We start from the raw sequence: 13397 nt of genomic DNA on the forward strand, positions 1-13397 counted from the left end.
TTAAATTTAAAATCAAGCAAATATTATTCTTTAATAAACTTTCTAGTCATTTTCTCTTCTCCATCATTCACTTCAATTAAATACATTCCAGATCTAATATTAGTAACATTTATTTTTCCATCGGAATTACCTTTCATTACTGTTTGTCCTAACATATTTCTAATAGCATAAGTAAACATCTTTCCTTCAGGCAATTGAATATTAAGTACATCTTTTACTGGGTTAGGATACATTTTAAAATCTTCTTCAAAACCTCCTCTTTCGGTTTGACCGTTACCAACAACAACTAAATTATTATTAACACCCTTTGCAGAATTTGTTCCAGTAATAGTTACTTGGTCAATAAATATTTGATCATTATTTCCTGATGCATCATTTTGGAATCTAAATCCAGAGTTAACAGCAAAATTATATTGCGCAGCTGTTAAAGTAATTGTTGCATTGTAGAAGGTATTATTATTAATATTAATTCCTCTAGTCCATGTGGCAACAGTTGTCCAGCTAGAACCATTATAATACCTCAACCAAAAATCCTCATTATTTTCCATGCTTTGTACATAGAAATAGAAATCTACTTCAACTTGAGAGAATGGTGTTACATCTACATTAGATAAAGTCATTGCAGATGCAGTCCCAGAGTTATCTCTAATTCTAATTGAATAATTTCCTTCATAAGAACGAGCTGCATCCGATACTCTCGCACAATCACTTCCACCATCAGTCCATCCATCCCAACCTGTCTCAAAGAATCCTTGATTTAAAACAACATCACTTACAACTGGATTAACATTAATTGTTCTAACAACTTGAGAAGCTATATTTCCTGCGGTATCACTCACGTTATAAGTTACAAGATATGTACCAACAGTATTAGTATCAACAGTATCTCCACCTATTACTATACTTGAGGTTAAATCTCCATCAACATTGTCTATTGCAGTGGCTCCTTGTTCTGTATATACATCTCCAACTGTCAAATCTATTGTTAATGCGCCATTTAAAGTAATTACTGGCGCTGTGGTGTCTGGTGCTATAATTACTGATCTAGTAATTTCAGTAGCAGCATTACCAGCAGCATCGCTCACATTATAGGTTATTACATATGTTCCTGCAGTATTCGTATCAACAGTGTCTCCTCCAACTACTATACTAGCCGTTAAGTCTCCATCTACATCATCAGTAGCAGTAGCTCCTTGTTCCGTATATGTGTCTCCCAAATTAAGATTAATTGTAGAAGCCCCATTTAAGGTAATTACTGGTGCAGTAGTATCTGGAGCAACAACAATAGTTCTAGTTACTTCTGTTGCTGCGTTACCAGCTGAGTCACTTACATTATAAGTAATTACATAAGTCCCTGCTGTATTCGTGTCAACTATATCTCCTCCTATTACAATACTAGCTGAAATATCACCATCAACATTGTCTGTAGCCATAGCTCCTTGCTCTGTGTATACACCTCCTATATTAATGTTAATTGTAGAGTCTCCATTTAAAGTAATTACTGGCGCTATTGTGTCTGGTCCAACATTAACTGTTCGTGTTACTTCTGCCGCAGCATTTCCTGCTGCGTCACTCACATTGTATGTTACAACATAAGTACCAACCGTATTTGTATCAACAGTATCTCCTCCAACCACTATACTTGAGGTTAAATCTCCATCAATATTATCAATTGCCGTAGCTCCTTGTTCTGTGTATGTATCACCAACTATTAAATTCATTATTGAAGCACCATTTATAGTAATTACAGGTACCGTAGTATCTGGTGTAGATGCTTCTATAATAATGGTATAGTCTTCAACTTCGCCATAAGTGAATGTTTCACAAGATGTTGGAATTCCATTATACTTCATGGACACCCTCATCGTTGTAGTATTTTCAACTGCCGAAGATGGTACTGTAAAACTCCCACTAACTGGTGTGTTCTTTGTTGCTGATTGTGTCCATACTTGCTCCCCTGCATCAGCAAAATCTCCATCTCTATTATAATCAATCCAAACTGAATATCCTTCACTGTAAACAGTTCCTGTCCAAGTTGGTGTTACAGTAATTGTATATTGACTGTCTTTAGTTAAAGTGGTTGATATGTTAGTAAAATCAGTATAAAATTGACCTCCAGAAGCATTATCTATAGTATTTAATTGGACTCTGCCTATATACTCATCACTTATATTAGTACTTGCCGAATCGCAATAGTTTAACTGTACATCAGTCGTTGTAAAATTAATAATCGCACTATATGTAGATGTAGACGTGTCTGGACATTTACTTCTAACCCGTGCTTCATATTCCGTTAGTGGGCTTAAAGATGATAATACTTCTGAAATACCATTAACAGAAATAGTAGTCCAAGAACCTGCTCCTGCTTGTCTATAGTCCAAATCGAAAGAAGCTCCTGCAACTGCATCCCAACTTAAAGTAGCTGTATTTATTCCAATATTAGATGCAGTCAAACCTGTTGGAGTTGTTGCATTACATACTACTTGTCCTTCAATTGTAAAGTTAGTATTAGAAATATCAAAGAAAATATTATTAGTTCCCTTAACCATAATTCGATTTTGTGTCCCCACATTATTTGGCACCAAAATATCATGAGATCCATCATTTGGAACTCCAGATGCTAAAGAAGTTGTATATGTATCACCTCCATCTGTTGAAAGATAAATATCTACACTTGCAGCATTAACTCCATTGCCTGTAGTTCCTGCAACATCCCAAGTTACAGTTTGGGTTGTTCCTACGTTCCAAGTAACATTTGTATTTGGAGCGCTTACCAAAAACGGTCCAGCTGTCCCATTTACAGTAACAATCATATCATCACTATTATTCGCTCCTCCTCCAGCAACATTATCTCTTACCGTTAGTCTAAAATTTAGGTTTCTAGCAGCATTAGGTACTGCTTCCCATTGCCATGATGTCGCTCCTGTTTTTATTGTTTCTAATCTTGGGAAGTATCTATTAGTATTAGTTGTTGGCTCATATGCTCTAAAGGCAACTCCTGTTGTGGCTGTTACGCTTGGATAAGTGCTTGACGCATTATTCTCGTCCATTTGCTCCCAACTATAAGTAAGTACATTACCTGTATCTGCGTCAGTACCTGCTCCACTTAATACAAAAGGTGTCCCCTTTGGAATAGTATAATTAGCTCCAGCATCTGCTGTTGGAACTGAATTACCAGTAGGTGTATTCGTCTGGCAGCTAGTAGATTTCACATAATCTGTCACCTGTTCTATCGATGCTGCATGAAAATTAGGATGAACATTAGCTTGCACATCTGTTGCACCAGTTATACCAGCATAACTCATAATAGTTGAACCACTCCCTGGTTCCATTTGAACATTCGTACCTTCATTACCTCCATGTGTCCATGTGTGATTAGCTCCAAATTGATGCCCCATTTCATGAGCCACATAGTCTACATCAAAGAAATCTCCAATTGGAACAGTAGCCGAAGTCCATCCACTCCCTTTTTGCCCATTTACACAAACACAACCTATACATCCTGCATTTCCATTATTTTGAAGGTTCGCAAATAAATGGCCTATATCATAATTTGATTCTCCTATCACACTTGTTAAAGTACTTTGAAGCGCACTATTATATCCAGAAGTTGTATTTCCATATGGATCACTACTAGTACTCGTATAAATTACATCATCAGTATTTGCAATTAAAACCATTGTTACATTAAAATCTGTCTCAAAAATGCCATTAACTCTTGTCATAGTTGTATTAATTGCTGCTAATGCTTGAGCCTTTGTGCCTCCATGATATTGAGTATACTCTCCCGTAGCAGATACTGCTAATCTATAAGTTCTTAAAACACCATCATCAGCATTTCTTAAAGCACTATTTCCAGACATAATTTTACTAGCTTTAGATGTTACTTCACATGCAAAATCATCAAAGTCTGCTGTTTTATCACTTCTTTTATAAACTGTATATTGAGAAAAATCCTCTGTTATTGGTTCAATAAATGCAGCCTCACTATTTGAAGATAGTCGCATACTTTGTAATCCTGAAGGCGAAACACTAAAACGAATTCTAGCCGAAGGGTCTTCAACTCCTTGACCTGCATAAGATTTAATTCCTGGGTACTTTAAACTTAATTTAGGATCCATCACTGGAGCCTCAATAACTCTATAATGTTCCAAAACTCCTTCGTGGTTAGGAAAAGCAATAACTAAATTGGATTGACCTGAAAAACTTCCTCTAAGTGGTGCGTTTTTTAAAGCATGCTTCATTTCCTTCAAGTCCAAACTATATGTTTGCAACATTGGTAATGATTTTTTAGACTCCATTACTCTTGAGTTACTAGCTGGAGTTTCTTTTTGCCAAAACGACTTGCTTTGACCAAAAATTAATGTAGTACTCATGCATAAAATGAGCAGTAGTAGTGTTTTTTTCATATTAAATAAATTGTTTAAAAAGGGATTAACATTCTTTTGAAAGTAGTAAAATTTTAGTAACTCTTTAACAATTGTATGTCTTTTGTTAATAAATAAATCCAACTTTCTTTCTATTTATGGTTTTCCCGTAAAATAGATAAGGAAAAGTCTTATCAATTGTTAATTACTAACTAAAAGCAATTATTTTTTATACTTTTAAGCATGGCTAAAAAAGAACTGCTTTCTGTTAAAAATCTTGAAATTTCGTTTACCAATAATTCAGTTTCTTCTAAAGTGATTAAAGGTATTTCTTATAATCTATTTCCAAACGAAATATTAGGAATTGTAGGAGAGTCTGGAAGTGGTAAATCTATATCATCTTTAGCTATTGCAGGGCTCCTTCCAAAACAAAATTGTATTATAAATAATGGAGAAATAATTTTTGAAGGTAAAGATCTAACAGTCTTAGATGATAAAAGCTTTGAATTATTACGAGGCAATGATATTGCCATGATTTTTCAAGAACCTATGAGTTCTTTAAATCCTTCTATGACTTGTGGGAAGCAAGTCCTTGAGGTATTATTAAAGCATACAAAACTAGCAAAAAATGAAGCTAAAAATTACGTTTTAGAACTATTTGAAAATGTAAAACTGTCAAACCCAAGCATCGTTTTTAGTAAGTATCCACACGAAATTTCTGGAGGGCAAAAACAGAGGGTAATGATTGCTATGGCAATTGCATGTAAGCCTAAATTATTGATAGCCGACGAGCCAACGACAGCATTAGATGTTACTGTTCAAAGGGAGATTATTTTATTACTCAAAGATCTTCAAAAGAGATTTAAAATGAGCATTATATTTATTTCACATGACCTATCGTTAGTGTCTGAAATAGCAAATCGTGTCTTGGTTATGTATCAAGGGGAAATCGTTGAGCAAGGATCTTCTGAAACTATTTTTAAAAACCCACAACATATATATACAAAAGCATTAATTAACTCCAAACCATCATTAAATGTAAGGCTAAAGCGACTTCCTACCATTAATGATTATATGAATAAAAACATTTTAGACACTATTATTTCATCTGAAGAAAGGGAAGAAGTACATAAAACACTTTACTCTAAACAGCCTCTATTGGAAGTGAAAAATGTGAGTAAAGAATATCTAACCAAACATGGATTTTTCGGAAAGTCATCAGTTTTTAAAGCTGTTGATGATGTTAGTTTTAAGGTTTATGAAGGTGAAATACTTGGTCTTGTTGGTGAATCTGGGTGTGGAAAATCCACCTTAGGAAATGCCATTTTACAATTACATAAAGTAAGTTCAGGCCGTATTTTCTACAATGGAATAGATATTACAGAGCTTTCAAAAAAAGAATTAAGAACACTTAGAAAAGATATCCAAATAATATTTCAAGACCCTTATGCATCATTAAACCCAAGAATATCTGTTGGGAATGCTATTATGGAGCCTATGAAAGTTCACGGTTTGTATAAATCAGAAAAAGAACGAAAAGAAAAAGTATTAGAACTACTTAAACGCGTTGGTTTGCCAACTGAATATTTTAATAGATACCCACATGAATTTTCTGGTGGTCAACGACAACGAATTGGTATTGCAAGAACCATAGCTTTACAACCAAAACTTATTGTTTGTGACGAATCTGTTTCGGCTTTAGACATTTCTGTACAAGCTCAAGTACTTAATTTATTAAATGAGCTAAAAGATAAATTTGGGTTTACCTATATTTTTATATCGCATGACTTAGCGGTTGTAAAATATATGAGCGATCAACTTTTAGTGATGAATCAAGGAAGAATAGAAGAGTTAGGGGAAGCCGATAGTATATACGACAATCCAAAAAAAGAGTACACTAAAACTCTTATAGACGCTATTCCAAAAGGATTATAGCATGAATAATTTTTTAAACAAACGCAAAAGACTCTTAAGGAGTCTTTTTGTGTTTTGAATGCTAATAAAAATATTCTTAAATCTATAAGTAGGTTCTGGTAGATTTGGGGCAATATTCATAAGCTAAATTCATGGTAGATTTGGGGCAAATCTGTTATTTAATTTGGTTTGTTTGGGACTGCTAATATGAAACAATTATTTAAATAATCGGTTTAAAAACATAATAAATCGATGAAATGCACAATACTTTAACATTTATTATTTAAACAATCTATAAACACGAGGTTTTTTCTAAGAGATTCATTTTTTGAAGTAAATAAATTTAAGAGCTCATCTCTTAATTAAATTAAATACTCATTTCTGGAATATTTCCTTCAACAATTAAAGTTCCTTCAGTTGCATTTTTAATGTCTTCTACCGAAACTCCTGGAGCTCTCTCTAACAGTTTAAATCCATTAGAAGTAACCTCTAGCACAGCTAAATTTGTGACAATTTTCTTCACACATGCAACGCCTGTTAATGGTAAAGAACATTTTTTAAGTAGTTTAGATTCTCCACGTTTATTGGTATGCATCATAGCCACAATAATATTTTCGGCACTTGCCACTAAATCCATTGCACCTCCCATACCTTTTACCATTCTACCAGGGATTTTCCAATTAGCAATGTCTCCATCTTCCGAAACTTCCATTGCACCTAATATAGTAAGGTCAACATGCTGTCCTCTAATCATTGCAAAACTTGTCGCTGAGTCAAAAAAACTAGCTCCTGGTAAGGTTGTAATAGTTTGTTTTCCAGCATTAATAATATCTGCATCTTCTTCTCCTTCAAAAGGGAATGGCCCCATTCCTAATACACCATTTTCACTTTGAAACTCCACTTCAATATCATCTCTAACATAATTAGCTACTAATGTTGGAATACCAATACCCAAGTTTACATAATAACCATCTTGCACTTCTTTTGCAATGCGCTTGGCGATGCCATTTTTATCTAACATATTAATTTCTTTGTCTTACGGTTCGTTGCTCTATTCTTTTTTCATATTTCTCTCCTTGAAAAATGCGTTTAACAAAAATTCCAGGAATATGAATTTGGTTAGGATCTAAAGTTCCCACTGGAACAAGTTCCTCAACCTCAGCCACAGTTATTTTTGCAGCTCCACACATATTTGGGTTAAAATTTCTTGCAGTTCCTTTAAAAATCAAGTTCCCAGCTTCATCTCCTTTCCACGCTTTTACGAAAGCAAAATCAGCTTTAAAAGCATGCTCAAGAACATACATTTTCCCATCAAATTCTCTAGTTTCTTTACCTTCCGCTACCTCAGTACCATATCCTGCTGGAGTATAAATAGCAGGGAATCCAGCTTTTGCAGCTCTACATCGTTCTGCTAAAGTCCCTTGTGGTATTAATTCTACGTCTAGTTCACCGCTTAACATTTGACGTTCAAACTCATCATTTTCACCAACGTAAGAAGAAATCATTTTTTTTATTTGATGTTTTTGGAGCAATAATCCTAATCCAAAATCATCTACACCTGCATTATTTGAAATACAGGTAACTCCTTTAACTCCTAATTTCACTAATTGAGCAATGGCATTTTCAGGGATTCCTGATAAGCCAAAACCTCCAAGCATCAAAGTCATATTGTCTTTTACACCTTCTAGTGCTTGAGCTACATTATCTACCTTTTTATTAATCATTTTTACAAATCTAATTATGACAGAAATTTACAAAATAAAAAAGCCATTCTAAAAAGAATGGCTTTTTTATTTACTTCATATAATGTTTTATAAAAAATCTATTTCAGGATCATCGAGCTTGCCTTTCTTAGAAAGCTTTGAATTCTCTTTATATTCATCACAATCAAGAATAATAGATAACTCATCTGGTTTTTCAAAAGGTTCTTTAGAGACATTTAATGTTTCATCTGCATAACAACTTTTCATATACAAAGCCCAAATGGGTAATGCCATAGCTGCTCCTTGCCCATAAGTAATACTAGAAAAATGTGCAGCGCGATCTTCAGCCCCAACCCAAACACCTGTAACTAAATTTGGCACCATTCCCATAAACCATCCATCACTTTGATTTTGTGTGGTTCCAGTTTTACCAGCAATTGGGTTATCAAACTCATAAGGATAGCCTGTAATAATTTCTTTATATGATGGGTCTGATCCGTAGGTATGTCGTAGCCTTGTTCCTGATCCTCCCTGAGTAACGCCTTCTAATAGATTTACTGTTACATACGCCACTTCTTCACTTAAGACATCTCTAGTTTCTGGCGTAAATTGAAATAATACCGTTCCATTTTTATCCTCTATTCTTGTCAACACTACAGGCTTTGTATAAACCCCTTTGTTTGCAAACGCAGAATATGCGGCTACCATTTCATACACACTTAAATCTGGTGTTCCAAGCGCAATGGAAGGCACTGGTAAAATCTCTTGCTCTATACCTAAACTTTTTGCTAAATCTACAACTGGTTGCGGTCCAATATCGTTCATTAATCTAGCGGTAACTGTATTTACCGAATTCGCTAAGGATTGCCTAAGGTTTAAATATCCCGAATAATCACCATTGTCGTTTCTTGGTGTCCATGGTTCTGGGTTACCATATTTATTGGCTTCAATAGTAATTTGAGATCTAGGTAGGGTATCGCAAGGAGACAAACGCAATTGGTCTATAGCTGCAGCATAGACAAAAGGTTTAAAGGTTGACCCTATTTGTCGTTTACCTTGTTTTACCATATCATATTTAAAATGACGATAATTCATACCTCCAACCCAGGCTCGAACATGTCCTGTTTGTGGCTCCATTGACATCATTCCTGGACGTAAAAAATGTTTGTAATAACGCATAGAATCCATTGGCGTCATTACAGTATCTATCTCAGCATATTTACCTTCTTTCCAAGAAAAAATGCTCATTTCGATAGGTTCATCAAATGACTTATAAATCTCCTCCTCAGGTTTTTTTAAGTCATATTTCATATGTCTCCAACGCTCAGATCGTTTAATAGAAGTACGCATTAACGTATCTATCGCTCCGCGTGTAAGGTCTAAAAATGGTGCCGTTCTATTTCGTTGTGGCGTATTTTGATGAAAAAATTCTGCTTGTAACCTTGGCATGTGTTGTGCTACAGCTTCTTCAGCATATTTTTGCATTCTAGAGTCTATGGTTGTGTAGAACTTTAACCCATCTTTATAGATACTATAGTTAGTGCCATCTGGTTTTGTGTTATTTGGATCGTTTATCCATTTTTTTAATTCTTCTTGCAAATACGCTCTAAAGTAGGTTGCTGTACCATCGGTGTGTGATTGTGGTGTGTATTTTAAATCTAATTCTGTTTGTTGCAAAGAATCCTTAACTTCTTGAGTAATAAAATCATACTTTGCCATTTGAGCTAATACAACATTACGTCTGGTTTTTACTCGTTCAGGAAACCTTCTAGGGTTAAAAAAAGAAGCATTTTTAAACATCCCAACTAACATGGCTGATTCTTTTAAATCAAGGTCTTGTGGTTTTTTATCAAAATAAATATTGGCAGCCGAACGTATGCCATCAGCATTATTTAAAAAATCATAAATATTGAAATATTGTGCGATAATTTCTTCTTTAGTGTATTGACGCTCCAAACGAATTGCGATAACCCATTCTTTAAATTTTTGTGTAATTCTTCCTAATGTACTTTGCGAATGTTCTCCAACAAAGAGTTGTCTTGCTAATTGTTGAGAAATTGTACTAGCGCCTCCCTTTCTTCCTAAATATGCAAATGCTCTAACAGTACCACGAGCATCTATGCCTGCATGTTTATGATATCTAGCATCCTCAGTGGCTATTAAAGCATCCACTAAGTGTTGTGGTAACTCATCATAACCAACTGGTGTTCTGTTATCACTTAAATAGAACTTTCCAAGTGTTTCACCATCATGTGAAATGATTTCTCCAGCTAAATTAGTATTTGGGTTTTCCAATTGCGTGTGATCTGGCATTTCACCAAAAAAGCCCCAAGCTGCTAATTGAAAAACAAGGAAAAAACAAAGTATTCCAGCTCCAAATAGTATCCAGAACCAACGAATATATTTTGAAAAGTTGTTTACACTTTCTGTTTTCTTTTTTGTAGCCATGTATTAATTATTGTTTTGGGGTGTTTCTATTCTAAATCCAATATCTGTTATGCCTTCAAGGTTTTCAACGCCTTTAATTTGTCCGTTTTCACGCATTGCATGTTGAATTTTAACTAGATAATCTCCAGATTCTTCAAACACTACACCTTCCTTGTACCAAAGTTTGTTTTCTTTTACATCAGAAAATCCAGAGCCTAAAAATTCTCCATTTGGTTTTGTCATCTCGTACTCTAAAGTATCTGTTACTCTTTTTCCGTTTGGAAAATTCATCTCAACAATTAAAAATAAATTGCTGTATTTATAATCACTCGTATTTCTAAGATTTACAAATAAATCGTATGGTTTTAACGAATCTGGCGGTGTTAGGTAAAACTCAACTATAGAATCTTTATGCCATTGGTTTGGAACCGATTTATATTCGTCAAAAACACGATTAGAATCACAAGCAGTAATCCCAATACAAAGGATTACCAAAAAGGCACAAAATCTATTTCGCATTATTTTTTGGTCTTCTTTTGTTTCTGTTTCTATTATTTCTACGTTTTTTTGAGCGTTTTGGACTATCGAAACGTGTTAAACTATCTTGTCCTACAACGTTTTCAAAATCTGTTTTAGTGTCTTCTACCAAGTCTTGTGCATATTCTTCGAGGCTAGCAACTTTTTTCTTCTTAGAATTAATTTCTATTATTTCCTTAGCTTGCTCAGTAGTAAGTTTATGCCAATTCATCCACTCACCTTCATAGGCATACCACATATGTCCTCTAAAAATATCTGTTTTTTGGCAAACGCCAACACCTTTTTCTGTTTGTAGTTTAATCTCAGTCTTTGGAAAACTTTTTAAGGCATCTAAATAACTGTCTAACTCATAGTTTAAACAGCATTTAAGCTTTCCGCATTGTCCTGCTAATTTTTGTGGATTTAAAGATAATTGCTGATATCGTGCAGAAGAGGTACTTACTGAACGGAAATCAGTTAGCCAAGTAGAGCAGCATAATTCTCTTCCACAAGAACCAATACCTCCAAGCCTTGCAGCTTCTTGACGAAAACCTACTTGCTTCATTTCTATTCTGGTACGAAATTCTTTAGCAAACAACTTAATAAGTTCTCTAAAATCAACACGTTCTTCGGCGGTATAATAAAATGTGGCTTTACTTGCGTCTCCTTGATATTCGATATCAGAAATTTTCATTTGCAACTTTAAATCAATAGCAAATTGTCTCGCCTTAACTTTCATTGCCTCTTCTTTGTCTCTTGCATCAGACCAAATATCAATATCTCTTTGGGAGGCTTTTCTATATATTTTAAAGACTTCTTCAGGTGTTTCATTTATATTTTTACGCTTCATTTGCACACGAACCAATTCACCTGCAAGTGTTACCATACCAATGTCATGACCAGCTTGTGCTTGTGTGGCTACTACATCTCCAATACTAAGCGATAAGTTTTCAGTGTTTTTATAATAATCTTTTCTCCCGTTTTTAAAACGTACTTCAACCCAATTAAAGGGTTTTTCTCCATTTGGGAGCGACATGTTTGCAAGCCAGTCAAAAACAGTGAGTTTGTTACAACTATCTGTACCGCAAGTACCATTGTTCTTGCATCCTTTAGGCTGACCGTCTTTACCAGTTGAGCAACTGTTACAAGCCATATATTTTTATATATTGAATTCGCTAATAATTATATATTGCGAATGAAAGTTCATAAATCCTTTAAAAAGGTAAAGATAAGATTATTATAGAGACTTAAAACAAAGATTTTTTTTGACATCTCTTTATGGCTAATTTTAGTCCTATTTCTTTTTTAAAACATCAAAAATGTTTCTTAAATCTTTTTTATATGGTAGATAATCTGCTCTTCCTTTTTTAAAAATATCATTACTATTCCCTTGTCCTTTACGCAATGCTTTTTGTTCTTCATAAGGCAATGCATGAATATCTTTACAGTTGGTTGAACAGCAATTATTCATCTCTTGTTTACATTTTTCACATTGAATAAATAGTAAGTGACAAGCATCATTTGCGCAATTGGTATGCACATCAAATGGGCTACCACATTGGTGACATTGTGCAATAATATCGTCACTAATTTTTTCAGCCCTACGATCATCAAATACAAAGTTGTTTCCAATAAACTTATTTTCTAATCCCTTATCATTTACTTGACGTGTGTATTCAATAATACCTCCTTCAAGTTGGTATACATTTTTAAATCCTTTATGTTTAAAGTAAGCACTCGCTTTTTCGCAACGAATACCTCCTGTACAATACATTACTAGATTTTTGTCTTCTTTATATGCTTTCAGGTCCTCTTCAATAATGTCTAAAGATTCTCTAAAAGTATCCACATCTGGCGTTACAGCATTTTTAAAATGTCCTATTTCACTTTCGTAATGATTTCTCATATCAACTAAAATAGTATCTTCAGCTTCAATAAGTTCATTAAATTGTTCGGCGCCAACATGAATTCCTTTATTTCTTACATCAAACGTATCATCGTTAAGACCATCAGCAACAATTTTTTCACGTACTTTCACTTTAAGCTTCAAAAAAGACATATTATCTTGTTCTATAGCAATGTTTAAACGAATGCCTCTTAAAAAATCAATTGTATCTAAATGATTTTTAAAAGCTTCAAACTGATCAGCTGGTAGTGATAATTGACCATTTATGCCTTCGTGAGCAACATAAATTCTGCCTAAAACATCTAATGCGTTCCAAGTGATGAATAAATGATCTCTAAATTCCTGAGGATTTTCAATTTTAGCGTACTGATAAAAAGAGAGTGTTAATCGATCTTTTCCTGCTTTTTCGATTAATTCTGCTCTTTCTTTTGCGCTTAATTTATTGTACAGTTGCATGCTATACTAATTTTAAGGTTAAAGAATATTTTGACAAAGGTACTGATTTTGATTAAAAGACAATGTTCGAGCATAAAAAAACACTTTAAAATTTTATTTAAAGTGTCT

At 34.1% G+C, this 13397-nt stretch carries 8 protein-coding genes; 1 reads left to right on the forward strand and 7 read right to left on the reverse strand.

All coding sequences use genetic code 11. The features are described 5' to 3' along the window. Positions 1–23 precede the first annotated feature (23 nt). Positions 24–4409: an immunoglobulin-like domain-containing protein gene (locus ABGB03_RS13815; RefSeq protein ID WP_347923161.1), complete on the reverse strand. Its 4386-nt coding sequence runs from the start codon at positions 4407–4409 to the stop codon at positions 24–26. A 201-nt stretch (positions 4410–4610) separates the two neighbouring features. Between ABGB03_RS13815 and ABGB03_RS13820 the strand changes: the two genes are divergently transcribed. Continuing rightward, a complete protein-coding gene (locus ABGB03_RS13820; RefSeq protein WP_347923162.1) occupies positions 4611–6302 on the forward strand; it encodes an ABC transporter ATP-binding protein in 1692 nt (563 codons plus the stop codon). A gap of 346 nt (positions 6303–6648) precedes the next feature. Here the strand turns inward: ABGB03_RS13820 and ABGB03_RS13825 are convergent, their stop codons facing one another. The 6 genes from ABGB03_RS13825 to ABGB03_RS13850 all read right to left on the reverse strand — a co-directional run bounded on the left by ABGB03_RS13825 (position 6649) and on the right by ABGB03_RS13850 (position 13289). Continuing rightward, the gene (locus ABGB03_RS13825) at positions 6649–7302 is read right to left on the reverse strand and encodes a CoA transferase subunit B (RefSeq protein WP_347923163.1); all 654 of its coding nucleotides are present in this window, start codon (positions 7300–7302) and stop codon (positions 6649–6651) included. Position 7303: 1 nt separating this feature from the next. Next, positions 7304–8005 (reverse strand): CoA transferase subunit A, encoded by a 702-nt coding sequence (locus ABGB03_RS13830; RefSeq protein ID WP_347923164.1) that lies wholly within the window; start codon positions 8003–8005, stop codon positions 7304–7306. An 87-nt stretch (positions 8006–8092) separates the two neighbouring features. Beyond that, the gene (locus ABGB03_RS13835; RefSeq protein WP_347923165.1) at positions 8093–10432 is read right to left on the reverse strand and encodes a transglycosylase domain-containing protein; all 2340 of its coding nucleotides are present in this window, start codon (positions 10430–10432) and stop codon (positions 8093–8095) included. 3 nt (positions 10433–10435) lie between these two features. Further along, on the reverse strand, positions 10436–10930 hold the full coding sequence (locus ABGB03_RS13840; protein WP_347923166.1) for a gliding motility lipoprotein GldH: 495 nt from the start codon (positions 10928–10930) through the stop codon (positions 10436–10438). Further along, positions 10920–12080 carry a regulatory iron-sulfur-containing complex subunit RicT gene (gene ricT / locus ABGB03_RS13845; RefSeq protein WP_347923167.1) on the reverse strand — a complete coding sequence of 387 codons (1161 nt, stop codon included), beginning with the start codon at positions 12078–12080 and terminating at the stop codon, positions 10920–10922. The genes ABGB03_RS13840 and ricT overlap by 11 nt, the downstream gene beginning before the upstream one ends. 141 nt (positions 12081–12221) lie before the next feature. Continuing rightward, the gene (locus ABGB03_RS13850) at positions 12222–13289 is read right to left on the reverse strand and encodes a rhodanese-related sulfurtransferase (protein ID WP_347923168.1); all 1068 of its coding nucleotides are present in this window, start codon (positions 13287–13289) and stop codon (positions 12222–12224) included. Positions 13290–13397 lie beyond the last annotated feature (108 nt).

This window comes from Pontimicrobium sp. SW4 (genome assembly GCF_039954625.1).
In the GTDB taxonomy this organism is placed as follows: Bacteria; Bacteroidota; Bacteroidia; order Flavobacteriales; family Flavobacteriaceae; genus Pontimicrobium.

Excerpts from the sequence above, each read along its gene's own strand:
- ABGB03_RS13840 (WP_347923166.1), bottom strand. The coding sequence starts at position 10,930 with ATGCGAAATAGATTTTGTGCCTTTTTGGTAATCCTTTGTATTGGGATT.
- ABGB03_RS13850 (WP_347923168.1), bottom strand. The coding sequence starts at position 13,289 with ATGCAACTGTACAATAAATTAAGCGCAAAAGAAAGAGCAGAATTAATC.
- ABGB03_RS13815 (WP_347923161.1), bottom strand. The coding sequence starts at position 4,409 with ATGAAAAAAACACTACTACTGCTCATTTTATGCATGAGTACTACATTA.
- ABGB03_RS13820 (WP_347923162.1), top strand. The coding sequence starts at position 4,611 with ATGGCTAAAAAAGAACTGCTTTCTGTTAAAAATCTTGAAATTTCGTTT.
- ABGB03_RS13830 (WP_347923164.1), bottom strand. The coding sequence starts at position 8,005 with ATGATTAATAAAAAGGTAGATAATGTAGCTCAAGCACTAGAAGGTGTA.
- ABGB03_RS13835 (WP_347923165.1), bottom strand. The coding sequence starts at position 10,432 with ATGGCTACAAAAAAGAAAACAGAAAGTGTAAACAACTTTTCAAAATAT.
- ricT (WP_347923167.1), bottom strand. The coding sequence starts at position 12,080 with ATGGCTTGTAACAGTTGCTCAACTGGTAAAGACGGTCAGCCTAAAGGA.
- ABGB03_RS13825 (WP_347923163.1), bottom strand. The coding sequence starts at position 7,302 with ATGTTAGATAAAAATGGCATCGCCAAGCGCATTGCAAAAGAAGTGCAA.